Origin of the sequence: Sporosarcina sp. JAI121 (assembly GCF_013408665.1) — a bacterium.
GTDB lineage: Bacteria > Bacillota > Bacilli > Bacillales_A > Planococcaceae > Sporosarcina.
Genome location: NZ_JACCCL010000001.1, coordinates 362,675 through 386,399 on the forward strand (window position 1 = coordinate 362,675; position 23,725 = coordinate 386,399).

Here is a 23,725-nt window from a genome sequence, read left to right on the forward strand (position 1 = left end):
GAGGAGGGGAAATAAGGAATAGAGATTAACCGCTGATGGCACGCCGTATGCGATGAAAGTCGCCTGTACGGTGTAGGCCCTAATCGAAAGCCATAGGATTGTGGTATAAGAAGGGAATAGCGAAGTAACTGTAAACAATGCAAATGATTTTAATACTGCTCTTGCAAGCTCTGCAATCTCAAAAATTGTTCTAGGACAAAATTTTTCAGCATCAGCAACAGTAAATCGTAAAGTTGATATTGATTTAAATGATAAAACACTTACAGGTAGCTTAACTTATAACGTGCCGAATGCTACCGGTACAATCACATTGGATGCTGGTACTCTTACGGGTAATTTAACAGTAAACACGGCGAATGCTACCTTTGTAAATAATGCAACTGTTGGTGGAACTGTGTTCATTAATAACGTGAGTGCTAACACTTGGAATGAAAATGGTGTTGGAAACAAATTAAACTTTAATGATCCAGATGCAGGTACGAAACTAGTTATTGGGGCAGGTAAGACAGTTGCAAGTTTAACGCTAAATAAACCTGCTATCGTTACTATTCCGGCTACTTCGACTGTAACTGATTTAACAGTTGCAAGCACAGCTACTGGCGCATCTATCAATAACAATGGTACAGTTACAATATTAACTTCAAATGCAGCTACTACAGTTGTAGGAAATGGTACTGTTAATAATACTGCAGGTACTGCTGAATCTCAAATTACTGTTGGAGAAGATGTAAAAGTTGAAAATGGAGCACATGAAACAATTGCTCCTCTAATTTCTGAAGGTTACATTAACTCTGATGGACCTAATCGGATTAATGTTGGATTTAAAGTAAATGAAGATATTGACTTGTCTCTTACTTCTAAAGCAGATATTGTTATATCTTACTTTACGGTAGAGAATGGAGTAGAAACGGCCATTAAAACTACTCCAGCTTCAAATAACTTAGTTAAGAATAAAACTTGGGCTGGTTACTTGAATGATCTAAATGGCAATAAGTATTCCAAGTCTAATGGAAATCTCTATTCCAATGAATTAGTAAAAGATACATTAGTAATAACAACTGTGGATCCTAAATATGCTAACATGGCGTATGTTAATAATGAATGGGTTGGCAATTCTGCTATTAGAGTAAAAGTTGTAGTAATAGATAATGCAGGTAATAGAAGTGAAACTTTAACATTGAACTTCCCGAATTAACATCCCGGTGCCAGTCACTTAAATTCGGGCACCAGGTTATAACACAATTCAGATAACTCTCTATGATAAGTCTGAGCTGTGAGAATAAGATAAATCCCTTTACGTCATTCGTGGCGTAGGGGGATTTTTCTGTTTTAACTACCTTTTCAATAATATATTATTATTTAGATATAACAATATGTCCTTAATTCCATCGCGGAGTTAGGGATTATTTTAATTGGAGGAGGAATTACAATGTATAAAATGTGTGAAGGAAATGGCGTTCAACTGGAATTGTTGTGTGTGAAAGAAGAGAAAGGTAAGTATGTTCCGGCTAAACGGGTGGATATTTTTAGTTTAAGAGTTGTAAAGGATTCATCAGTTCTTTATAAAAATCGTTGTATTCGTAGTCCGAAAGATGGTTTTGATCTTTTCAAAGAAGTATTTGGAGAACTAGATAGGGAATATTTTGTAGTAATATGCTTAAACAATAGATCGGAACCGAATCACATTAATGTTGCTCATATTGGTGACATATCCAATTGTATTGTGACAGCCCGTGAAGTGTTTAAGTTAGCCATTGTTACTAATTCCAAAAATGTTATTCTATTCCATACGCATCCGAGTGGAAACCCCGAACCTTCACAAGAAGACAAAGATGTTACTCGTAGACTAGTAGAGGCTGGAAGGATAATCGGAATTGAAGTATTAGACCATCTTGTGATCGGAGATGAAAGTTTCGTATCTTTGAAGGAAAGAGGGTACGTCTGATGACCAATTCCATCACGAAAGAGTTTCAGTGGTTCATGCAAACGCTAAAAGAGAACTTCAAAATGGAACTGTCTGCTGAAGAAATCAGTGTAGAAGCAATCGAGTTAGGATTGTCTAAAGTTGAAAGTTTCTTTGTTCCGAGTGAGCTATTCGAGGTGGTTCCTGAAACGCTACTTTATGAAATCATGATTGCAGATGACGAAACTAAAAATGAATGGGTCGGTGCAGTTGCCTTTTATCCTAACTTACCGGATTGGTGTTTACAGGTGGTCACGAAAAATGGTGAGCTGATTCTTCGAAATGTGCTTCCACTCATCCAATGATACTCACGACATAACTAAGTAGATTCGATTGGAAACTGACGACATTACTTTATACGTTCAATTCATACAAGCATGAATGTTGTCGTTAATGGAATATCATCATTTTTAATAAGCAACAACTAACGCCATTATTATATAACTGTCATCAGTCAATCTGACGTAGAAGGTAGTACTGGAAGCAGAAAGGAAAATCACAAATGAATAGAAATAAACCGTAAAAGGGCTATTGGTGTAGAACAACATACATCAATAGCCTTTTTCATGTTTGGAGGTGAATCATTCTTGGAACTAAACGAATTTAGGGATTGGCTCTTTGCAGAGGGGAAAGCAGACCAAACAATCGAGTCCTATGTGAACGATGTCAAAGGATTCCAATCCTATTTGCAAGAGAAACTAAATGATGTTCCAGTCCTATCCCACTTCTCATTTGTACGGTACAAGGAACATCTGCTATTAGAGAACTATGCCATTTGGACAATCAACAAAAAAGGTTAATAGTTTAAAAGTTTACAATGATTTTCTAAGAACCAAAGGAGTCGTAAGCGAATCGTTCATTCAGCTTAAGAGAGATTGGATTAAGATTGGCGCTGGAAGTGAGGAAACAGTAATCGCCCTTTCAAAAGAACCAGTAGAAAAGTTACTGTTTTTCATTGAAGACTGCAACATAGTGAGCACACGCAATAAGCTGATTGTGTATTTGCTTCTTTATACAGTTGTGCGGGTGAGTGAATTAGTAGGAATCAAAATTGCGGACATTGATTTTCTGACCAACCAATTAATCGTCCTTGGAAAAGGAGGAAAGTAGCGTGAAATCGGCTTGCGGCAGGATGTCCATGATTTAGTTAGGGAGTACATGAAGAGGAAGCGTTCCGAGTCTGTTTTCCACCACAGCAGCCATCTCCTTGTCAGCCAGCGGTCTGAAAAAATGAATCGGGATGCGGTGAGGAATTGCTGTATTCCATATTTTCTCATTTCATTGCGAAGGAGGAACGTCAAAATGATACCTAGCATAGTTGCCGATCTTGTGAAAGCGATACTTGAATAATTACTAAAAAAAATATTAAATGGCATTTAGTGTGTGAAAGAAACCATCTGTGTCTGCATCCATATTGATCGTCAAATACAGATGATCCATAGCAACCGCAACATCCAGCACAACATCAGGGAAGGCTTGTTGAAGGTGGAGGGCAAAGCTGGATGCCTTCCCCTCTTCAACCTTCATGTAGTGAAAAGCAATATTTTTGTAATAGGTGGATGGTTCTCCCTTAAAAGCCGTTGCAATTCATTGCGATGCATATCTTGAAGGGGTTCAGTGGTAATACAAGAGGAACCATCTTTCCCCTCTACAATTTTCATTTCCCTCATATCACGACTGACAGTGCCTTGAACAGCGGTAAAATCTTGATTGATTAGTTCATCAACAATTGCGGACTGCCTTCTGTATTTCCCTGTTTGAATCATTTCGATGATTGCTTTTTGTCTTTTATCTTTCTCTGTTTGTTCTAGTTGTTTATCATCTTTCATTCTTACACCTCCTATATTCAACTATTAACCACAAATGCATCCAATCTATTTTTTTGACACTTCTTTGTGCCTTCCATCTCATGTGCTTGGTTACTAAGACTCTACATGTGCATAACCATATACAAAGGTTAACCAAGCTTTGCCGCACTGGATCCAACGGATTATACGAGTGATTAAATATTATACTGCATATTAATGTGGATAATAAATAATCGAAAGAATGGATGTTGATATATCAACAAAGTAGTGATTGATATATGCATAAACGTGATGTAAATTTAAGAAGCAAAAGAGATAAGAAAGGAGAAAGGCAAAATGCAAAATGTATAACAAAGCCGAACGAAAGCCAAACAATGCGAAGGTAGGAGGAAAATCATGTTAACTGTACAGGTAAACAATAATCGTAGAGTCCAAGTGAGTTTTGATGTAACTGGAGATGGAGACGGGGCAATGACTTATTACATCCGGGAAGTCAAGTTGAAATTGGACAAGAAATTCTGGGACACGGATTCTTTGGGAGCAATCAAGAATGCTGTGAGTTACGAAATACCGCATCACTCCTTACCCGACTTTGCAGAAACAAGAAGTGAATACAGTATACGAGTTCGTTTAGAAAGATTAATCGGTTTTACTAGCCTTTCCTATTTTCAGCCCGCAATTGAAGAGCAATACAATGAGCTGATGATAAAAATAAGAAAATGGGCTGATGAAGAGAAACCGATTCAACTGGAAATGATTTTGGATGTTATTTATTAAAGGGGGAGAACGTCTTGGTAACGATTGATGTAGAAGTAGGAAGCCGAACAGTTAAAGTAGTCTATGAGCCTTTTGATGCGCACGAGCCTTTTGGTGAAGGTGGTTATGACATCGACAAAATTGTATTCACTATTGACATGACAGAAGTAATTCAGCCATACGACAAACGTCAGATTAAAGAATCTTTTAAACAAGCGTTATGCTTGTACGAATTACTGGAGTGCTATGAACGAGATGGTTTTCAAACGTATGCGTACGAGATTCCGGATGACTTGGGATATGAAAATAGGTTCGATTATCCACATCAGCTCGAAGAACGAGTGACGAAGCTTGTACTGATGTTGGAAAAAACAATAGATAAGTTGAATCACCCTTTCCAAACTGTGTTTCATTTGGGTTTTTACAGCGCTTAACAATGCAGACTCCCTGCAGAAGGGAAAAGGAGCGAGTGACGCGAAAAGCCAACTGCCATACAATATCAGCAATCAAAACGATTCGCCGCTTCGTAAGATGGAGTTAATCGAAAACATTCGGGAAGCAAGGATTCAGCGAGAGTATGACGATTTCTCTGTCGTTTCCCAATGTGCGTTCCATCCAGCTCCTGTAGATGGGATTTGGCTGGAAGTTCGGGTACCAGGTTCTAACCCAATTCGGATAATTCATGTTCACTAGAATTTGAATGAGTACTAGAATTGTAGATATCCCCTTGAGTCTTTGTGACTTGAGGGGATTTTCTATTGAATTTTAGTTACAGATTTCAATGCGATTCAGACAATTTCAGTTCTCAATTTCAAGTACCATGTTCTAAACAATTTAGATCACTCTCCTTAGGAAGTCTGAGCCGTGAATATAAGACAAGTCCTTTTACGTCAATCGTGGAGTTAGGGAGTTTTCCGTTTCTACTACTTTTACCTTTTCATTCCGGCTTCCCCCATTAAATTTTCATATCGTCTGCACTTCTCCTTCTAGTAGTATTTGAACCTAGCAACATAGAGGAAAGAAAGAGTTTTGACAAGTAACCAGTAGAAGGCTTCCGTATTAACTACTTCTTCAAATATATATTATTATCTTGAATAGTATCATCAAGCCCTAATTTCCATTGTGGAATTAAGGCATATTTTTATTCTAGGAGGATAATACATGAATGCATATGAATCAAATGGTATTAAGCTAATAAGTTATCTAATCAAAGGAGATGGTAATACTATCACTGTAAAAAGTGGGAAATTTGCTGAAAGTGCATCGAATCTGATGAATCTGAGTTGGTTTGTAGGAAGAATGAAAAAGACGTTCAATATCGAAGTCTTGGAAAATGAAGTAAGCTGTGAAGTCTATAGTCTTTGCCATCAGGACTTGGTTGATTTGCGTTTACCGGTGAAACAAATAGAAACACTACCGATCCCATTACTTTTTGAGAAGGCTATGTATGTCGATGAAAAAGGAAATGAGTGGAATGCTGGTGTGGTGCTTCAAGGAGAAAAGAAGAAGATGTTTTACGAATTATGGTTGAAGAATGGCGAACCAATTGCGTATGAACTTTATGTCGATTAACGAGGATGAACTATTACTACTAAGTAGAAAAAATTCATCAAGTTCTGATTCCCATTGCGGAGTGAGGGCTTATTTCAATTGGAGGAGGAAGAATATATGAGTACGTATGAAACGAATGTTAAGCAACTGGAATTGTCTTGTATGAAAGAAACAGGGGGTAAGCGTGTCGCGGCTAAGCGGGTGGATATTGTCAGTTTGAAAATGGTGAAGGAAACAACGCTCATGTATAAGGATCGTTGTGTGCGAAGTCCAGAAGATGGCTACAAGATATTTAAGCAGTTCCTTGGTGAACTAGACAGGGAATATCTTGTTGTGATGTGTTTGGACACGAAGAATCAGCCTACAGCGATCAATATCGCTCACATTGGTAGTTTAAATTCGAGTATTGTACATCCTAGAGAAGTGATGAAGGTAGCTATTCTATCTAACTCATCATCCATAATAATTTTTCATAATCATCCCAGCGGCAATCCAGTGCCGTCAAATGAAGATATTGAGGTTACGAAACGTCTTGTCAAAGCAGGTGAGATTATTGGAATCGACCTGATGGACCATTTAATCATTGGTGATGACACTTTTGTATCATTGAAAGAGAAGGGGTATATCTGATGACCAGTGTAAATTCGAAAGAAATTCATTGGTTCAAGGAAACATTAAAAAATGTATTCGCGGTAGAATTAGCTGCTGATGAAATTGGTGTTGAAGCGACTGAACTAGGCCTAGATGAAGTTGAAGATTTCTTTATTCCAAGAGAGTTATTCCAAGTGGTTCCTGCAACCCTGCTCTATGAAATCATGATTGCAGATGACAATCGGAGCAATGAATGGGTCGGTGCAGTTGCTTTTTATCCTAACTTACCTGATTGGTGTTTGCAGGTTATCACGAAAAATGGAAAAATGGTTTCCCGAAAATTGCTTCCACTCATCCAATGAAGCACACGACATTTCTAAGTGAATTCATTTGGAAACTGACGGCATTTCTTTATCCGGCAAGATGACTTAGACAAGAACATTGTTAGTAATGGGATTTTGTTATTTTTAACATGCAACAGCTCATGACATTATCTAAAGACTGTCGCGAGTTGAGTTTCACGTTGGAAGGAGGTGATCAAATGAGCCTGCCCAATTTCCCTTGTCAAACACTTGGAGGAAAGGTTTTCTGGGAAACGGTTACTCGTTCAAAGGGTTGGAAAATACAACGAAACGTAATCACCCAGCACTATCGCATTTTAGATTCATTAAATATCCGGCATGCTTGGAGTCTTGATGAAGAACAAATGCAAAATGTATTTCAACTGTACACGCAACAACGTTTAATAGAATAGGAGTCGTTCATGTAGAAATTGCATGAATGGCTCTTTTTACGTTAGGGGGCATATTTAGTTATGAATCATCTAGAAACTTTCGGACAATGGTTAATCGAGGATGGTAAGAGTCCCAAAACGATTGAGTCCTACTGCAATGATGTGAAGCAATTCCAATTGTACTTAGCGGAGAAGGCAGCTGATGAACAACAGCCAATTTCTCGTTTTTCGTTTGTAAGGTATAAGCAACATTTACTGGACGAAGCTTTCAAAGTTTCGACAATCAATAAGAAAGTGAACAGCTTGAAAGTCTTCAATGATTTCCTGCGAGTAAAAGGAATTGTTACGGAAAACTATATTCAACTAAAGAAGGATTGTGTACCAATCGCAACTGGGAGTGAACAAGTAGTAAATGCCCTGACAGATAAAGAAGTGGAAAAGGTTCTCTTCTATGTCCAGGATACTGCCAAAGTAAGTAGAAGAAACCGTTTAATTATCCATCTACTGCTCTATACAGCTGTCCGGGTTTCGGAACTTGTGAATATTAAGTTGACAGATATTAATGGACTTACATTTACGTTGATGGTTAGGGGGAAAGGTGGCAAGGTTCGAGAGATTGGAATTCGGAATGATGTCATGGAATTGATTAAAGAATACCAAGTAGGTGAACGTAAAGAATCACGTTTCCATGAAAGTGACTATCTTTTAGTGTCGCAACGTAGTGGAAAGATGCACAGGGATGCGGTTAGGGATTGGTTAGCCAAAATTTCCGATGATGTGGGGATTAAATTACATCCTCACTTATTTAGAAGAACGTGCGCCACTTTACTTTTAAGACGTGGGGTTCCGATTGTCACTGTTTCAAAGATACTAGGCCATCATTCTGTTGACATGACTTCAAGCATGTACATTCAAACATCACGCAAAGATAAACAGGACGCACTGGACTTATTGTAATACAGAGGAGAGAAAAGTTATGTTTGATAACAAGGAGCAACGCTATATGACAAGGGCGATTGCAGAAGAATTACATTCTGAAATAGCTATTCTTTTATGGCGACTAATCGATGTTAAAAATATCCGTGTTACTGAATTGGACTACTTACAAGTATTTGAGCTGTCCATCAGTAACGGGAAACAAGCCATCATTCACCGCCAAGAAGTGCCGGAAAGACAGCGGTTATGGATCCTACCACTAGAAGATACGGAACCAATCATCAGAACCATCTGGTGTATAGACAATGGGGAAAGCCAAATGATGCTTTTTCCAGAAGATTACTAATCAAGAAAGGGGGGTAATTGACATGAAATATACCATTGTAATTGAGATTATCCGAGCAATTGCCGATGTTTTGTCTAAAATCCCCCGACAGTCATGATATTCAGAGACGAATGCTATGGCAAGTCGGGTTGTTGAAATACGTAAGGTGGTTCTAGAAGTCATCACAAGGAAACAAGATTAAGGATGCTTGAGGAAGTCCAGGAATGTTTGAACTTCCTCATGATCCATATTCACCAGCATCAATAAGCCATCTTCTCTAATCGTCACTTCAAGGATGATACTTGGAAATGCTGTTTGAAGGTGGAATGCATACAGTGATGCGTTCCCCTTCCCAATTTTCAAGTAGTGATAGGCAACATTGTCGTAATAAATGGGAGATTGCTGTTTCATTAGTGTCAGTAGTTCATTCAGGTGCATTTCTTGTAGCGTTTCACTTGTAATGCGATAGAACCCATCATTTGCTTTTGTGATTTTTAGTTCACTGAGGTCACGACTGACCGTTCCTTGAACAGTTGTAAATCCTCGTTCATTCAATTCATCTACGATGGCTTGATGAGACTTAATATCGACTGTTTGAACGATGTCTAAAATCGCTTCATGTCTTTTCATTTTATCAATTTTAGATTCTACTGCGTTTTTCTCTTCGCCTTTCATGTTGACCATTCCCCCATCAAACTCTATTATTTTCAGAAATTCCACCATCTATTTTTTCGCTACTTTTTTTATATTGATATGCCGCAATGCTTATAAACTAAGTATTGCCATATACATAACCATATACATTAGGTCACTAAGTGTCCCCGTCTGAAAATGTGCCTATGATTCAAAAAATGGAATAATAAATGGAATATTAATATGCAACGTAAATATTATACAATTCAAGTGTTGATTAATCAATGTTTTTGTATTTTACAAACGCATAGTTCTTATATAGTATACAAACTGTAAGAAACATAGAACCTATAAAAGTTAATGGAGATGAAGAAGATGAGCAAGATGACCAAGTTAAAACAGAAACTTCAATTGTCTCAATCAATCGAGCCAAAAGATGCAGACCATCCGACAGATGAAGAAGTGTTTGGATACATACAACAAGCGGGACGGATAGAAAGTCTGGGAGAGTTTGTAGACTTAATTAAGTTGTCTCAATTAGATCTTCAATTTTCTTCTAACTCGACTGGGTTTTGGGTCGCAGGGCATCCAATAGAAATTTATCATTTTCCAAACACGGATAGCTTGAAAGTGATTGCGTGGGAGGTTATCGCTGAGAAATTGGATGGACGGATTCACCAAGTCTATTGTTTGGAAGAAGGTTTTAATCATCACTACTTGAAGTTGATGCAAGACATTAGGATATCAGCGAAAGATAAAACAATCCCTAAAGAAGCTCTTTACGCTCAATGTGGACTTTATATCAACATAGTTCAGGAGGGGGGAGAACTTTATTATGTAATAAGCGAAACCTGTAAGCTGGAGGAATTAACCGAACGTGGAGTTGAGATTTATGGGATAAGCAAGGTTCTCGGTCATATGTTCGACGAACCTCAAACTAAAATCGATGATTTCGTAATCAGTATGAGCTTTGACACAAACATAAATGAACTTGGCATTTAATTCATTAAAAATCCGCATGTAAATGATGCTTGTTAGATGGCAAACGCTCGGAGGAAACGAACACAACAACAATTAAAGGAGACTAACGAAATGATGAAAGTTCAATTAAGTAGTAACAAAAAATCCGAAATAGTAATGAGAAATCAAAGTCAGGGAGATGCGGGTACCTTCATTTCCTATACTTGCATCAGCACAACGTATCGAATGGATCGGACAGCAGAAGATGATGTCATTACGTTGGCGGATTATTTTCAAGATCAGATATCGCTAGCTCGTACAATTAAAAATATTGAAATTCATTCGACTGAGGACCATTACCTGATTAAGGTCACTTATTTGAAAGGCGAAAAGTGGACTTCGTTTGATGACATGAAAGCAAGTATTCTCAGTGATGAATACTTCTTGGATGATGAAACGGGTATTCGTATTTCAGCAGAGGACATCCTGTTTGAATATGAAATGGAAGTTCACCAGATTCCCTACCATCAAGGCGAGCCCGTTCCATTTGGAGGTGCACTCCGATGAAACAAGTAAAAATTAACTTACCCAACTTAACTGACTTTGAAGCATCTCAGTGCACTGATACAACACGAGCAGCTAGTTCTGGTGGAATGTCCATCGTCAATTCGGTCAACGGAAAACGCTTGACTTTAAATGCGATAATCTTGGATAGCCTTTCCCATCCAGACTCCATCCAAATCGCTTATACGGAAGGAGTAATAGCAATCGCAAAGAACCTTGGGGACAAGCATACAGATTACAAGTTAAGCAAAAGCGGAAAAATGAGTGTAATTTACAACACTGCTCTTGTCAAAGAAATTGTGGAACGCTACGAATTAGATTATTCGGAACGTACATCGCTTACCTTCCCGGTTTTGGAAACGGATGAGAATGATGGAGAAGTGATTGTTTTTATTCAAATGAAATCAAGAGTGCCTGAAGTAGAAAACGAATAGAAAAAAGAACGCATTCTGAAGTAATTAGCTAGATAACTAACAGGAAAAGGAGCAATTTAATATGAAAACATCAAATGGATTTGTTATAGCAGGAATGGAATTTTTAAAACCAGGAATGAAAAGAGTTCTACATTTTGCGACGCCAATCGCAATGGAAATAGGGACAGATGTGAGGTGGTTTAAAGGGACGACTAAGCGAATTTGGATGACCTTTCTTACGGGAGAGGGAGAGACAGTAAAGCAATCCTTTTTACATGATTCGAATTTTCATTTACTCAGCCAATTGAAAAACGCCACGCTTGGGACAGAAAAAAGAGAGTATAGTATAACTGAAATGATAGGTCAAGAATGTGTCATTGAAGTGGTACATGATTACAGTGGGGAGACCTACTCTGCAAATATCATCGGAATTTACAACAAAAACGAATATGTGGAAGAATCAGATGAGGATGAAATCGAATGAAAAAGACAATCACAATCGAAGCCTTGCAAAACGGGAAGACATTCGGACACTTTCCCTATGAAATTTCGAAAGATGGATTGTTCGTGCAGAGGAAGAACGAGAAGACGGAAGAAATTAGCAAACAACGTTTGTGTGACCCGATATTCGTGAAAGAAATGGTTCAAAACATGGATACCAAAGAAGTGACAATTAATCTGTGCTATTTCTTCCAGGAGCAGTATCACGAGTGGACAATTGGGATGGGGCAACTCATCCCGAATGAGTTACTCAAGCTATCGAGTAAAGGTATGAATATTCCTTTTTCCACGCATAAAGCCATTTCCGATTTTCTTATGAGTCAACAGAAGACGGCTCTTCATCGAGAGTTGTACCAGGATGTGGGCTGGCATATCAAAGAAGATGAAACGATCTACTTCCGGCATGAGAATGTTCACCCGAAAAAAGCTCTTTTCGCTGCTTCCAACGATACGGAAAATGGCTTGTATAATCTAGCCCCCGCTGGAACACTGAACGCTTGGCTTGAGATGATTCGGAATCATGTGGAGGGAAATGTGAAGTTGGAATTTATCGTCTGTGCAGGGTTTTCCAGTGTCATTGTGGGCTATCTCTCAAAGTTTTATGATGACGTTGATTCCCTCCTCATTCACTTGGCGGGTGATAGTACACGTGGGAAAACGACGGCTGCTCTCTTAGCGGTATCGGCATTTGGAATGCCATCCAATAAGAAAAGAGGGTTAATGAAAACATGGAACGGAACCGCCAATGCAACGATTAATATGATGAGTGGCAACTATGGTATACCGATTATATTTGATGAGTTGTCCATGAGCAAGTCGAAATCTCTCACCAGCGAGGTGTATGTGCTCACTTCTGGTCAAGAGAAATCACGACTGACCGACCAAATGACCCAACGAAAACAAGGAACATGGTCAACGACAATCTTCTCGACTGGGGAGCAGTCCATATTCGAGAGGACGAGCCAAAATGTGGGACTGACGGTTCGGGCATTCGAACTATCCAATGTGTCATGGACAACCTCTGCGGAGAATGCCGACGCTATTCGTAAAGTGATACAGGACAATTATGGACATGCGGGCATTGCTTTCCTCGACTACTTGTTTGCCCAAGAACTATCGGTCATCGAAAAAACATGGGAACAGTGGCAGTCAAGATGTATCGAAGAATTAGAGGAAACACCGTTTCGATCCCGAATTGCGAAGAAATATGCACTTATCTTGGCGGCTGGGGATTTGATGAATCGAGCACTTGGTCTATCACTAGATATCGAAGGTGTCCTAGCGTTCCTTGTCGAGCAGGAAAAAGAACGAGCATCCTCTCGGGATATAGGAGGAAAAGCTTTACATTACATCACGCAAGTTATCATTCAACATCAACAGAACTTTAAAAGAGAAGGCAGCTTTGGGAGTCCTCCCAACTGTTGGGGGAAATTCATCCCCCATGGTACACATATCGAAGTCGCCATCCTCAAAAATATATTGGAAGAACAATTGCGAGGGGGTGGCTTTGAGGACCCGAAAGTCATCTTACGGGACTGGGATGAGAAAGGGCTGCTTGTTACGGAAAGCGACCGTCGAACAAAACGAACACGAATCTTTGGGGACGATGAACAGGATGCACGACAAAAGATGGTTGGAAAGTTATTCTCCAAATCGAAAGCCTCTGATACAACGTACAATATTATGCTAGACAAGGAAACCCATCTGTGTGGAATGATTTATGAAACGACTCACCCAGCATTTCAGGTGGAGACGTAGAACGGCAAAGGCTTGTAGTGATACATAACAAGAAAAATAATAAAAAAGTGGCAGAGGAAAGGGATTCATCAAACAGATTCCTTTCCTCTTTTACTATTAATAGGAGGAACGATGATGAATAAGAAAACAGAAACAACCGTACCACCAATGTATATGAATGAAGCACTGGATGTCTTTGAAGAATGGTCTTCACTTCGTGGGATGAGTCATGAAACAATGAGAGGCTATTACGTAGACAGCCAGCAGTTTGCGAGGTGGATCGGAGAAAAATCCAACGCTCCTGTTTTGATCCCAGCAATTACCGTCCAACATATTGAAGAATTTATGAGGTATTTAGTGAAGGAACGGAAGTGTATGCCACGTTCTGTCAACCGCAAGCTGAACACACTAGCGATGTTTTTCCAATGTATGAAGAAAAAGAACATCATTGCAGAAAATCCACTAGATGAAATTGAACGGATGAAGGTTCCCGATACGGAGCGGACGTATCTTAATAGGGATGAAGTGGAAGCAATCATAGACGCAATTAATCATCCTGTCCTCCACTACTTTGCGCTGACCATGGCGTATTCTGGCATCCGTGTGAATGAGTGTATTCATTTGAAGCTTATAGACGTGAATTTGGATGAAAGCTATATCCAGGTCATCAATGGTAAAGGTGGCAAGAATCGAAGAGTCCCACTCAGTTCGCATCTTGCAGAACAGCTCACTATCTATTTGCAGAAGCATCGTCCGGAAACAAACTCCCTCTATTTCTTTGCGACGAAACGGTCTGGAACCGTGAGTACTCAATATGTGAACCGAATTTTGTTGGAAGCATACCAGAAGGCAAACATCGACAAGCATGTGACGAGTCATATTCTACGTCATTCCTTCGCAAGCTACTTAGTTTCGAAAGATACACATGTGGCGGTCATTCAAAAATTACTCGGTCATGCCAGTTTGAAAACCACGTCCATTTATTTACATGTCCACCAAGATGATATGAAAGAAGCTATTGAACGGATTGATTTCTAAGGAAAGAAGTGATTAAACGATGGAAAATGTATTGGAAGACCGTAGAATCAACGAAATATTATCAATGTTAGCAGATGGTAAGACAAAGGAAGAAATTGCATCGCATTACAACCATAAAAGTTGGAAAACTCTGGACATGTATTTCAGGCGTAGAGGATTCAAGTGGGACGGGAACACCTATTTCCTCCCCTCTCCCGTGACCCCGACTGCCGAAGAAGACTCCTTGTTTACGCAGACGAAAGCCGCCCAAATCACCCGACAACTTGGTCAACGCTATGCCAATATCGAAGAGATTGCCCTCAAACATGGTTTTTCTACGATTGATGAACTTGGCGACTACATGAAAAGTCATGGCTACATGTGGAACACTGAGCAAAACACGTACACTTACGATGAACGTTTGAAGAAGACCGTTTCTACCGAACAAAGTGAACGGATCGCTTTTCCTATTGCAACGACGGATGCGGATTACGGAGGGCTGCTTGCCTTTCTAACCAAGCATCAGGAAAAATTGATGCAACTGCTGGAAACACAGACGGATGCGACATTGCCACGGTACAAGTTCAAAGGAGCTAAAGCGAACAAAACACTTGGGCTTCCGACATCGGTGCAGGTGCTACTGAATGACTACAGTAAGGAATTCAATGTTACCCAACGAGATATTGTCGAAGTGGCACTTGCCGATTTCTTCAGACGGTATGGATACGAAGAACAACTGAATCAAATCATCTTGATGTAGCGGGGTTGCGGAGAACTGCACCCCGCTTTTTTTGAGTCATGGCCTACGATTCCCGCATTCCCCGCAATCCCATAGAAAAAGAGCCACTATAGGATGGAAGGGAATCAACGGAAATGATTCCGAAATGATGGGGAAAACATTGCATAGAGATAGGGGGTTATTGAAACAAGGGGAAAATTGACTGGTGGGATGAGTGAGTATCTGTTTTTTTTATTAGATTGTTTTTTTACGGGAAACACGGGAATAGCGGAGTTTTGATGCTGCTTTTTCATATTTTAGTTTAGCTGAAACGGGAGGTTGCGGGGGATGCGGGAGTCATCTTTTTCTATTTCTTTTATTTCTCGTTTTTTCATGGGCTCCCTAGGAATCATTCTTTTTTTACTTGGTTTTTTCTATTCTGTGTTTTGACGAGGGCATGCAAACGCTTAGAGTACTTGGGGTGCTGGAGATTGTATTTTATGGAAAAATGTGTTTATGGTTAGGCTGTTAACGCTACTACTGTTGAAGTTGCTTTCAAAGAGAAAGTTGAAAACCTTAACTCTCTTAACTTCAAAATCGACGGTCTAACAGTTGCTAACGCGGCTGTTAAACAAACTGACGATAAAGTAGTAGTTCTTACCACTGCTGTTCAAAAAGGCGGAGAGAAATACACAGTAACATTGAATGAAAAAGCTATTGGTTCATTCGAAGGTGTTTCTGCAGTAATCCCGACTAAAATCACAATGAATACTACTTCAGTTCAATCTAAAGTAGGTAACCAAGTGATTCTTTCTGCATATGTGGGAGCTAAAGAAGCTGGCGTACCAGTAACATTCAACGTAGACGCTACTGGAACTTTAAACAAAGACCAAATCTTTGAAGTAGTTACAAATGCTGAAGGTATTGCAACATTCTCTTATACACAATACTCTGCAGATGTTGACCGTGTTGCTGTTTATCCAACTGGCGCTGCAACTGTTCGTGACTTTGCAACAGTATACTGGGGCGTTGATAACATCCTAACTGTTACACCAGCAGATGATAAAAAGACAAACACACTAAATAACGGCGAAGCGAAAATTTACAATGTAACTTACAAGGATCAATACACTGGCAAACCAGTTGCTGACCAAGTTTTACATGTAACTCTTGCTGAAAACGTAGACGTTTCAATTGATAAAATTACGAAAGCAACTGTTAATGGCGTTACTCCTTACCAATTAACAAGCGGCTTAGACAAATCCGTAACTATCAAAACAAACAGCAAAGGTGAAGCAACTTTCACTGTAACTGGTTCGAACACTAAAGCAACTCCAGTTGTTTTCAAAGACGAATATGTTACTAATCAAACTCTTGGAAACAATACTCTACAACCAACTGAATTGCGTGCAACAGCTGAAACACTAACTTTCACAGCTATTCAATCAACATATAACATTGAAGTAACTCGTGACGGTGAAGAAGAAGCAGCAATTGGTCTAGACAACGGACGTAAATACAATGTCGTTGTAAAAGACAAAGATGGTAAAGTAGCTGCTGGCGAAACTGTTAACGTTGCACTCACTGAGAACCTATCTAAAATCATCGGCACTAGCTCAAATGCTTATTTTGTAAAAGATAAAGCTACTGCTGGTAAACAAATCACTGTTAAATTGGACAAAGACGGTAAAGGTTCATTTGTTATCGCTTCTTCCGATACAACACAAACAGACTATGCAACACCAGTTGTTTGGATCGATATCAACAGTTCATCTAGCAGCCTAAATGGTAAACTTGAAGAAGGCGAGCCAACTAAAGTTGCTGATAGAACTTACTTCGTAGCACCTAAATTGGTAGGAGCAACGTTGAAATCTTACCTAGGTACTACTGAAAAGGATTCATTCACAGGAATTGAACCTGCTACATTCAAATATAATGCTGTTAACCAAAGTGGAAAAGCATATAATCCTGGAAACGTTATTATTGACGCTGAATTCCAAGTGCTTAACACAGGTACTGAAGATGTTCAAGTAGGAGATACAGTTATCTCTCCAAGCCGTTATGCTACTATTAAAGCTTCTGGTCTTGAGCCTTCAATCCAAGTAACATCAGTAGGAAATAAAACTACATCTGTAGTTGTTACTGCTTATGGTATTACTCGTGATACTAAAGTGAACTTGGGTCATAAAGAAGCTAAAGCTTCATTCACTTCAACATCAGCAGTTGGAACTATCCATACTGGTGTTGTAAAAGCTATCGATACTGTTGACGAAGAAATTACATTTGATGGCAAAGATGCAATTAGCTATGCAGATGCTAATTACACAAACGTCAATAAAGTAACTCTTAATAAAGCTGATTTCGAAAAATTAGTATCTGATAACCTAGGAACTATTCGTGTAACCGTTACTAAAGATGCTAACGGTAAATACACATTTGAAATCGTTTCTCTTGATGCTAAAATTGCTGCTACAGTAGAAGCTGTTAATGCTTCGACGGCTGCTGCACAAGTTGTGACTGCTCTTGAAGCTTCTGGATTTGTTCCAGCATTCAGTGCACTGAAATCTACTGCACAAAAAGATGCCGTAGGAGCAAGAGTATTTGCTGACAGAAATGCTTCAGGTGGTGGAATGTTCACAGAAGCTGGATTGAAAGCATCTTACACAGCACAATATGATGCAGAAGTTAAAACAGCTGTAACTGCAGTTCAAACTGCTGCAAATGCCAATGATGCTAAAACAGCTATCGCTAACGTTCCAGGAGTAGACATTAGTGGTATTACTGCCCTTGCTGCCGGATTACAAACAGATGTATACACAGATCTAGCGGCTAGCTTTACAGTTGTATCTGCTGACAATGGTGCTAAACAATTAGTAGCACTCCAAACAGCTATTACAAATGCAATTACTAAAGCAAATGTCAATGCTGGCAAAGCTGGAGTTCAAGCAGCGGTAGATGCAATTAATCTATCCCTAAAATCAGCAGCGGCGGCACCAGCTGTTGGAGAAATTGCTACAGCTAAAACAACATTAATTGATAAGGCTGCTACGGCAGGCATTAATTTATCAACGTTTACAGCTGCTACAGCAGCTCAACAAGATGTTGCTTTGACTTCAATTATGAATACAACATTGCCTACTTATACGGCGGCAGCACTACAAACTGCACTTAACAATGCAGTTGCAGTAGCAACTGATGTTGTTGCACCAACAGTTTCTAAAGCTGAATTTGATGCTTCAACTGGAAAACTATCAATCACGTTTAGTGAAAATGTTGTTTTATCGGCTACAGATACTGGTTCAATCGACTTTGAACTTGTTGAGGGAGGCGCTACTGGTGCAGTAGCATTTACTGCAATTGCTGCAGGTACTAATGCTAAGGAGCTTGTATTTACTTTAACAAATCCAGCTGCTGAAGGATTTGCCGTTGATTCTGTAGTTTCAGACATCACGATTACAACTGCAACAATTAAAGACCTTGCAAAACCTACAGCTCATTCTGCTGTATTAACTGGTCTTGACATTAAAGTAGTAGCAAAATCAAACTAAAAAGTAGTAAGAAAAGTGGGTGCCTGTGCACCACGCAATTCAGACACTATTATGATAGTATAGTAGTCTAGTATCTGAAGAAATATGATCCTGTGGAGAGAAATCTCTGCGGGGTCTTTTTCTATTTTCTTTTCTAAGAATACTTCATTGCTGTGATCGAATTTCAGGTACCAGGTTCTAACACAATTCAGATAACTCTCTTTGAGAAGTCTGAGCTGTGAGAATAAGACATTTCGCTTTACGTCATTCATGGCGTAGAGGGATTTTTCTGTTTTCAATATTATTTCTGCACGCAATTCCTTCCCCCGTGCATTCCCAGTGTGAAAAGACCGCTTCCCTGTTGATTCCAAGTTGATTCTTTGCAGTTGTCGTAGTAGTAGCACTTGGCTTATCGTGTGTGAGCTTATAAGTCAGTTTCTAAGCTGTTTCCCGTTTGTCTCTTTGTGGGGAAGTGCTATGGTTAAGTTTCGGGTACCAGGTTCTAACACAATTCAGATATTCCTTTTTGAGAAGTCTGAGCTGTGAGAATAAGACAAATCCCTTTACGTCATTCGTGGCGTAGGGGGATTTGTCTGTTTTCAATATTACTTCAGCGCACAATTCCTTACCCCGTGTATTCCCAGTGTTTAAAGACCGCTTCCCTGTCGGTTCCAAGTTGATTCTTTGTTGTTGTCGTAGTGGCATTAGGCTTAACGTGTGTAAGCTTATAAGTCAGTTTCTAAGCTATTCCCGTTTGTCTCTTTGTGGAGTAATGATGGTTCGAGCAGATGTATTCGGTGGTTAAAGCAAATATAGAGGTTCTTAAAAGTGCGTGCCAGCTTAGTCACTCACATAATTTGTTGTGCATTTTAAGATACTTGTGCATAATATTGATACTGTAGTGAACCTGAAAAAATGCTATAAACTAGAGTAAGTAGCTTCTATAAATAAGATAGACCTGCCATTGTTCCGGGTGAGAGCTTTCATGTAGGGGATGGAGGGATAACTGTCATTTTGGCTGTTATAAAATGGGTTGTCGAATAAGTTCACAAAATAGCCCTGTTCTTTATATGTTGGAATCAGTCACTAATCTATTTCACTGAACACAGTAATGATGAGAAATAAGGGCATTTACGCGCTAATTTCACCATGTAATCACTTGTTGCATACATACTTGGATACAAAAGATAGTAGGACGGCTTCTGAAGTAGGTTGCTGATCGGTGATTCTTGATTACTGACTTTCTGAGAAGTAAGAGAGAACAATAAAAGCAGTTCCACTTGTGAACTGCATTTGTCATTTATCATTTATTCATTTTATCGATTGATTCCCGCTTTACCAGATTACCAATCGTATGTAGGTAAATCGTTCGTTCTGTCACCATCGCAGTCAAGCATAATCCAGTGGCAACCTTTCACTTTACCATAAGCAAGGATATGAAGTATATCAGTTGGCAGCTCCTCATCATAATCTATTATCGGAATTACCCACCCATAGGTCCCCTTGGGATATATAACAATAGGGCACCCTGTCCAAAAAAGCCATTGGTTTGTCTTTGCTGTAATATGTGCTGTGGAAATTTCGAGCAGTGATGTAATAGTCATTTGTTACACCCTTGAAGATATGTATAGGGAGGCATTTCGCACTCTGTTTTATTGATTCTGAGCGATTGTTTCAGCAGTTTTGGAATCAGTGAATCGAAGTTTGTTCTTACTTCTTCTACCAGGTTCAAGATGCTGTAAATGGATGCATCGTCTTCTTCATCATTATTTTCTAAAGTTGCTTCTATTTCCAAAGCATAAACAGCCATCCCAACACCACAAGCAATATCCCACCATAAAAATGCACTGATTATTCAAAATACTTTCAAACCCGAAGTAAATTCCCTATCTTCTTTCCCTAAATATTGCTATATTGGATTAGTAGTCTAGTAATCTACAAACAATTTAGAAGAGGGGGAATTGATTAGTGAAACGGTTTTTGGTAGCGTTTTTATCCATCTACATGGCAATTGCATTGGCATTGCCGGCAACAACGTTCGCTGCGCAGACAGTTGACGCTGTCCAAGTTAGCGAAGCGACAGAATTAAAGGTTAGTAAGTCCTTATTCTCACTCACGGAAATCCGTGATGTGGAGTTGGAAGTTGATTTTGGGAAGGAAGTAGACCTCACCAATCTGGAACTTCAATTCGGCGGGAAAAAACTTTCCGAATGGAAGATGTGGGACGCGAAAGCAGAATCGTATTCCGGGGATCCATTCATAACTGTTAAAAAAGAGCCTCATTATGTTGACGGAACGACAAAGATTAGAGCTGAATTGGAGCTCGGTTTGCCTTTCAATACGGACAATCTATCCACACGGTCAATCCGTGTCCTCTACAAAAAGCTGATTGGGGACTATGAGCTTGCTGTAGTGGATGCGGCAAATGAGTTGCATGCATCTACAACGGTAAAGCTGAATGTCTATGATCAATACCTTGATTGGGATGAAATTAAACCTTCCATAGATGGTATTTTTGCAGAATCGGCTAAAGTGAACGATCGCTATTTGGAGTATAAGAGTCCCGGCAAATCTGTTGAAGGCCGCGATTTCCATATGGTAGTACTGGCAAAAGATAAGGAAGCAGTGGACAAGTATCTCAACCAAACATTGCCGACTGCGCTTGAAAATCCGGAAGAGCTCATAAAAAAGATCAAAGACGGCACAATGGGCGATTATCAAGTTCCGGTATGGTTCAATAATATTCACCCGGATGAGGTGGAAGGAATTGATTTCCAGACGGAACTGTTAAAGAAATTCGCGCTAGAGAAACAAGTGAAATTCAATACGACCGACGAAAAAGGGAATGCTGAAGAAGTCCTGTTGGACATGGACGAAGTACTCGATAATATCATATTTATATTTAACTTTTCGCATAATCCGGACGGGCGTGTGCTGAATACACGTGCAAATGCACTTGGGTTTGATTTGAACCGTGACAACGCTTACCAGACGCAGGTTGAAACGATTCAGTTGAATGAAGAAATCGCGAAGTGGACGCCGCTTACAATGGTGGAAGGGCATGGCTATGTCAATGGATTCTTGATTGAACCGGCTACACCGCCGCATAACCCGAACTTTGAATATGATTTGCTCATTACAAGTATGACTGAACAGGCGCATGCAATGGGGAAAGCGGGAATTGGAAATTCGAAGTTGGATTCATATTTCCTTGCATCGGAAGGCTATGAAGATGGATGGGATGACATGGGTCCTTCCTATACACCTATCTTTTCAATGCTGCACGGTACGCTTGGACATACAGTCGAAGTCCCAACGTTAAGTCAGGATTCCTTGCACGCGATGGTAGGGACTGGCCTTGGGGCGACAAATTATGTATTTAAAAATAAAGAGAAGTTGTTTGTTAATCAGCTTGAAATCTTCAGCCGCGGCATTAAAGGCGAGGACAGCCGCCTCGTAGATCCATTGTTGACGAATGCAGCTGGCGAATCAATCGGTCGGGTTCGTGGGGATAATGAAAACTTCTTCCCGGATTATTTCGTACTGCCAACTGATGCGAAAAACCAGAAAAACGCACTTGAAGTGTATAATATGGTCGAGTATTTGATTCGCAACGGTGTAAAAGTTGAACAAACGACGACGAACATAGTGATTGACAAAATTAGATATCCGAAAGGTACGTATGTCGTACCGATGAAACAGGCAAAGCGCGGCTTGGCCAATGCGATGCTCTACAAAGGCGATGACGTTTCCGATTGGAAAGCCATGTACGATCCGGTCGTCGTTAATTTCCCGGCGCTCCGAGGTTTTGACATCATTGAAGTGCGTACGGATAATAAAAAAGGATTTGAAGGACATACAACAAAGGTCAGTTCAGTTGAGGTCCCAACAAGCAAAGTGAAGCAAAACGCTACTAAACAAGTGCTGAAAAACACGAATAACGACACAATCAAGCTAGTGAATAAACTTCTTGCAGAAGGAAAACAAGTCGGATTGGTACAAGAAGATCGATTCGGGTTCCGTAAAGGGGATTTCGTCGTCAACACAAGCGATATCCTATCGCATGTCGAAGAGTATGTATTTGAAGCGAACCCGTTACCTGCATACAATTCCTTTAAGGTGAAGTGGATTGCAACACCGAAAGTAGCAGGAAGCGGCTCCAGTCAATTGACGTTTTCATTGAAAGAACTCGGCTTTGAACTGGTTGACGAGGACAATGCAGAAGTCATTATCTCGGATAGCAGTTTGCCTAAACAATTAGCAGGAAAAACGTACGTCGGAATTGGCAATAATGCATTAAAAGCCGTGAAAGAAGCAAAATTACTGGACGGCTTTGATTACGTCACAACACAAGGCGGTCATGAAGGACTTGTGAAAGCGACGCTGAGTGTCAATCACCAATTGACGTCCGGATATGAGGCGGATGAGCTTCTTTATACAACAAGAGGGTCATGGATAACGAATGTTCCTGAAGGGGCGGAAGTCTTAGCAACAGCCAAAAACGCCGATGATTTCTACGTTGCCGGATGGTGGCCTGGACATGAAGGCGCACAAGGCCAAACCTTCGCCTTCACGAAACAGCTCGAAGATTCAACAGTGACGCTATTTGCCAATGACCTGGCATTTAGAGCACACACGAAATACTATTACCGCATGTTAGCAAACAGCATCTTTGCGGCGGCGAGTGAAGTGCCGGCGGAGTGAGCGGCGATCGGTGAAAATAGAGGCAGCTCCATCCGGGTTTAATTGCCGGGATGGAGCTGTTTTTTTGGGGGGGTTCCGTTTTGGTTGTTCTCGGAGTTGTTTCAGAATTGACTGGGTGACTGGCACCCAGTCAATTCTGAAACAATTCTCAAGGGAGAGTCCAATGTAATTGGCAAGGTGTTCAATAAATCAAGTGGAGTGTCCAACCAATGTTGGGAAGTGTCCAACAAACGGAGAGGTTTCCAACATAACCTTTAGAGTGTCCAACGGAAGTCGGTAATTGTCCAA

The 23,725-nt window shown here is 40.0% G+C and carries 26 protein-coding genes; 22 read left to right on the forward strand and 4 right to left on the reverse strand.

The genetic code is table 11. The features are described 5' to 3' along the window. Positions 1–283: 283 nt before the first annotated feature. The 5 genes from HDC33_RS01770 (at position 284) to HDC33_RS16460 (ending at position 3,073) form a co-directional block, all read left to right on the forward strand. Entirely contained in the window at positions 284–1,195 is a 912-nt protein-coding gene (locus HDC33_RS01770) for a hypothetical protein (protein ID WP_179390818.1), read from the forward strand. 234 nt (positions 1,196–1,429) lie between these two features. Then, positions 1,430–1,945, forward strand: a complete 516-nt coding sequence (locus HDC33_RS01775; RefSeq protein ID WP_255457270.1) for a JAB domain-containing protein — start codon at positions 1,430–1,432, stop codon at positions 1,943–1,945. Then, positions 1,945–2,268, forward strand: a complete 324-nt coding sequence (locus HDC33_RS01780; RefSeq protein WP_179390819.1) for a hypothetical protein — start codon at positions 1,945–1,947, stop codon at positions 2,266–2,268. The genes HDC33_RS01775 and HDC33_RS01780 overlap by 1 nt, the downstream gene beginning before the upstream one ends. Positions 2,269–2,550: 282 nt before the next feature. Then, positions 2,551–2,763, forward strand: coding sequence for a site-specific integrase (locus HDC33_RS16455; protein WP_255457271.1), 213 nt, complete (start codon positions 2,551–2,553; stop codon positions 2,761–2,763). Beyond that, on the forward strand, positions 2,732–3,073 hold the full coding sequence (locus HDC33_RS16460) for a site-specific integrase (RefSeq protein WP_255457272.1): 342 nt from the start codon (positions 2,732–2,734) through the stop codon (positions 3,071–3,073). The genes HDC33_RS16455 and HDC33_RS16460 overlap by 32 nt, the downstream gene beginning before the upstream one ends. Before the next feature lie 413 nt (positions 3,074–3,486). Here HDC33_RS16460 and HDC33_RS01790 read toward each other — a convergent pair whose 3' ends face one another. Then, positions 3,487–3,792 carry an arginine repressor gene (locus HDC33_RS01790; RefSeq protein WP_179390820.1) on the reverse strand — a complete coding sequence of 102 codons (306 nt, stop codon included), beginning with the start codon at positions 3,790–3,792 and terminating at the stop codon, positions 3,487–3,489. 375 nt (positions 3,793–4,167) lie between these two features. Between HDC33_RS01790 and HDC33_RS01795 the strand changes: the two genes are divergently transcribed. From HDC33_RS01795 to HDC33_RS01830, 8 genes are all read left to right on the forward strand, one after another. Then, entirely contained in the window at positions 4,168–4,548 is a 381-nt protein-coding gene (locus HDC33_RS01795) for a hypothetical protein (RefSeq protein WP_179390821.1), read from the forward strand. A 14-nt stretch (positions 4,549–4,562) separates the two neighbouring features. Next, positions 4,563–4,961, forward strand: coding sequence for a hypothetical protein (locus HDC33_RS01800; protein WP_179390822.1), 399 nt, complete (start codon positions 4,563–4,565; stop codon positions 4,959–4,961). Positions 4,962–5,688: 727 nt separating this feature from the next. Then, positions 5,689–6,099, forward strand: a complete 411-nt coding sequence (locus HDC33_RS01805) for a hypothetical protein (protein WP_255457273.1) — start codon at positions 5,689–5,691, stop codon at positions 6,097–6,099. Positions 6,100–6,195: 96 nt separating this feature from the next. Further along, positions 6,196–6,708 (forward strand): RadC family protein, encoded by a 513-nt coding sequence (gene radC / locus HDC33_RS01810; RefSeq protein ID WP_179390823.1) that lies wholly within the window; start codon positions 6,196–6,198, stop codon positions 6,706–6,708. After that, a complete protein-coding gene (locus tag HDC33_RS01815) occupies positions 6,708–7,031 on the forward strand; it encodes a hypothetical protein (protein WP_179390824.1) in 324 nt (107 codons plus the stop codon). The genes radC and HDC33_RS01815 overlap by 1 nt, the downstream gene beginning before the upstream one ends. A 179-nt stretch (positions 7,032–7,210) precedes the next feature. Continuing rightward, positions 7,211–7,423, forward strand: a complete 213-nt coding sequence (locus tag HDC33_RS01820) for a hypothetical protein (protein ID WP_179390825.1) — start codon at positions 7,211–7,213, stop codon at positions 7,421–7,423. Between the two features lie 60 nt (positions 7,424–7,483). Beyond that, positions 7,484–8,359: a tyrosine-type recombinase/integrase gene (locus tag HDC33_RS01825; RefSeq protein WP_179390826.1), complete on the forward strand. Its 876-nt coding sequence runs from the start codon at positions 7,484–7,486 to the stop codon at positions 8,357–8,359. A 19-nt stretch (positions 8,360–8,378) separates the two neighbouring features. Next, a complete protein-coding gene (locus tag HDC33_RS01830) occupies positions 8,379–8,684 on the forward strand; it encodes a DUF960 family protein (protein ID WP_179390827.1) in 306 nt (101 codons plus the stop codon). 177 nt (positions 8,685–8,861) lie between these two features. Here the strand turns inward: HDC33_RS01830 and HDC33_RS01835 are convergent, their stop codons facing one another. Continuing rightward, on the reverse strand, positions 8,862–9,347 hold the full coding sequence (locus HDC33_RS01835; protein ID WP_179390828.1) for an arginine repressor: 486 nt from the start codon (positions 9,345–9,347) through the stop codon (positions 8,862–8,864). Between the two features lie 324 nt (positions 9,348–9,671). Here HDC33_RS01835 and HDC33_RS01840 point away from each other — a divergent pair, with 324 nt between their 5' ends. The 8 genes from HDC33_RS01840 to HDC33_RS01875 all read left to right on the forward strand — a co-directional run bounded on the left by HDC33_RS01840 (position 9,672) and on the right by HDC33_RS01875 (position 18,754). Further along, positions 9,672–10,298: a hypothetical protein gene (locus HDC33_RS01840; RefSeq protein WP_179390829.1), complete on the forward strand. Its 627-nt coding sequence runs from the start codon at positions 9,672–9,674 to the stop codon at positions 10,296–10,298. A gap of 90 nt (positions 10,299–10,388) precedes the next feature. Beyond that, positions 10,389–10,823, forward strand: coding sequence for a hypothetical protein (locus tag HDC33_RS01845; protein WP_179390830.1), 435 nt, complete (start codon positions 10,389–10,391; stop codon positions 10,821–10,823). Beyond that, positions 10,820–11,254: a hypothetical protein gene (locus HDC33_RS01850; protein ID WP_179390831.1), complete on the forward strand. Its 435-nt coding sequence runs from the start codon at positions 10,820–10,822 to the stop codon at positions 11,252–11,254. The genes HDC33_RS01845 and HDC33_RS01850 overlap by 4 nt, the downstream gene beginning before the upstream one ends. 61 nt (positions 11,255–11,315) lie before the next feature. Next, entirely contained in the window at positions 11,316–11,717 is a 402-nt protein-coding gene (locus HDC33_RS01855; RefSeq protein ID WP_179390832.1) for a hypothetical protein, read from the forward strand. After that, positions 11,714–13,492 carry a DUF927 domain-containing protein gene (locus tag HDC33_RS01860; RefSeq protein WP_179390833.1) on the forward strand — a complete coding sequence of 593 codons (1,779 nt, stop codon included), beginning with the start codon at positions 11,714–11,716 and terminating at the stop codon, positions 13,490–13,492. The genes HDC33_RS01855 and HDC33_RS01860 overlap by 4 nt, the downstream gene beginning before the upstream one ends. Positions 13,493–13,606: 114 nt before the next feature. Beyond that, positions 13,607–14,509: a tyrosine-type recombinase/integrase gene (locus HDC33_RS01865; RefSeq protein ID WP_179390834.1), complete on the forward strand. Its 903-nt coding sequence runs from the start codon at positions 13,607–13,609 to the stop codon at positions 14,507–14,509. A gap of 19 nt (positions 14,510–14,528) precedes the next feature. After that, the gene (locus HDC33_RS01870; protein WP_179390835.1) at positions 14,529–15,248 is read left to right on the forward strand and encodes a hypothetical protein; all 720 of its coding nucleotides are present in this window, start codon (positions 14,529–14,531) and stop codon (positions 15,246–15,248) included. Positions 15,249–15,907: 659 nt separating this feature from the next. Next, positions 15,908–18,754: a hypothetical protein gene (locus tag HDC33_RS01875; RefSeq protein ID WP_179390836.1), complete on the forward strand. Its 2,847-nt coding sequence runs from the start codon at positions 15,908–15,910 to the stop codon at positions 18,752–18,754. Positions 18,755–20,076: 1,322 nt separating this feature from the next. Here the strand turns inward: HDC33_RS01875 and HDC33_RS16880 are convergent. After that, positions 20,077–20,337, reverse strand: coding sequence for a DUF5983 family protein (locus HDC33_RS16880; RefSeq protein WP_483315870.1), 261 nt, complete (start codon positions 20,335–20,337; stop codon positions 20,077–20,079). Further along, a complete protein-coding gene (locus tag HDC33_RS01880; RefSeq protein ID WP_179390837.1) occupies positions 20,334–20,543 on the reverse strand; it encodes a hypothetical protein in 210 nt (69 codons plus the stop codon). Before HDC33_RS01880 ends, HDC33_RS16880 begins: the two co-directional genes overlap by 4 nt. 158 nt (positions 20,544–20,701) lie before the next feature. Between HDC33_RS01880 and HDC33_RS01885 the strand changes: the two genes are divergently transcribed. Then, positions 20,702–23,437, forward strand: coding sequence for a M14 family metallopeptidase (locus HDC33_RS01885; protein WP_370457393.1), 2,736 nt, complete (start codon positions 20,702–20,704; stop codon positions 23,435–23,437). The last annotated feature ends 288 nt before the right edge of the window (positions 23,438–23,725 follow it).

Bases quoted from the DNA above. Each gene is read 5' to 3' on its own strand.
- HDC33_RS01775 (WP_255457270.1), top strand. From the start codon at position 1,430: ATGTATAAAATGTGTGAAGGAAATGGCGTTCAACTGGAATTGTTGTGT.
- HDC33_RS01780 (WP_179390819.1), top strand. From the start codon at position 1,945: ATGACCAATTCCATCACGAAAGAGTTTCAGTGGTTCATGCAAACGCTA.
- HDC33_RS16460 (WP_255457272.1), top strand. From the start codon at position 2,732: ATGCCATTTGGACAATCAACAAAAAAGGTTAATAGTTTAAAAGTTTAC.
- HDC33_RS01790 (WP_179390820.1), bottom strand. From the start codon at position 3,792: ATGAAAGATGATAAACAACTAGAACAAACAGAGAAAGATAAAAGACAA.
- HDC33_RS01795 (WP_179390821.1), top strand. From the start codon at position 4,168: ATGTTAACTGTACAGGTAAACAATAATCGTAGAGTCCAAGTGAGTTTT.
- HDC33_RS01805 (WP_255457273.1), top strand. From the start codon at position 5,689: ATGAATGCATATGAATCAAATGGTATTAAGCTAATAAGTTATCTAATC.
- radC (WP_179390823.1), top strand. From the start codon at position 6,196: ATGAGTACGTATGAAACGAATGTTAAGCAACTGGAATTGTCTTGTATG.
- HDC33_RS01815 (WP_179390824.1), top strand. From the start codon at position 6,708: ATGACCAGTGTAAATTCGAAAGAAATTCATTGGTTCAAGGAAACATTA.
- HDC33_RS01820 (WP_179390825.1), top strand. From the start codon at position 7,211: ATGAGCCTGCCCAATTTCCCTTGTCAAACACTTGGAGGAAAGGTTTTC.
- HDC33_RS01825 (WP_179390826.1), top strand. From the start codon at position 7,484: ATGAATCATCTAGAAACTTTCGGACAATGGTTAATCGAGGATGGTAAG.
- HDC33_RS01830 (WP_179390827.1), top strand. From the start codon at position 8,379: ATGTTTGATAACAAGGAGCAACGCTATATGACAAGGGCGATTGCAGAA.
- HDC33_RS01835 (WP_179390828.1), bottom strand. From the start codon at position 9,347: ATGGTCAACATGAAAGGCGAAGAGAAAAACGCAGTAGAATCTAAAATT.
- HDC33_RS01840 (WP_179390829.1), top strand. From the start codon at position 9,672: ATGAGCAAGATGACCAAGTTAAAACAGAAACTTCAATTGTCTCAATCA.
- HDC33_RS01845 (WP_179390830.1), top strand. From the start codon at position 10,389: ATGATGAAAGTTCAATTAAGTAGTAACAAAAAATCCGAAATAGTAATG.
- HDC33_RS01850 (WP_179390831.1), top strand. From the start codon at position 10,820: ATGAAACAAGTAAAAATTAACTTACCCAACTTAACTGACTTTGAAGCA.
- HDC33_RS01855 (WP_179390832.1), top strand. From the start codon at position 11,316: ATGAAAACATCAAATGGATTTGTTATAGCAGGAATGGAATTTTTAAAA.
- HDC33_RS01860 (WP_179390833.1), top strand. From the start codon at position 11,714: ATGAAAAAGACAATCACAATCGAAGCCTTGCAAAACGGGAAGACATTC.
- HDC33_RS01865 (WP_179390834.1), top strand. From the start codon at position 13,607: ATGAATAAGAAAACAGAAACAACCGTACCACCAATGTATATGAATGAA.
- HDC33_RS01870 (WP_179390835.1), top strand. From the start codon at position 14,529: ATGGAAAATGTATTGGAAGACCGTAGAATCAACGAAATATTATCAATG.
- HDC33_RS16880 (WP_483315870.1), bottom strand. From the start codon at position 20,337: ATGACTATTACATCACTGCTCGAAATTTCCACAGCACATATTACAGCA.
- HDC33_RS01880 (WP_179390837.1), bottom strand. From the start codon at position 20,543: ATGGCTGTTTATGCTTTGGAAATAGAAGCAACTTTAGAAAATAATGAT.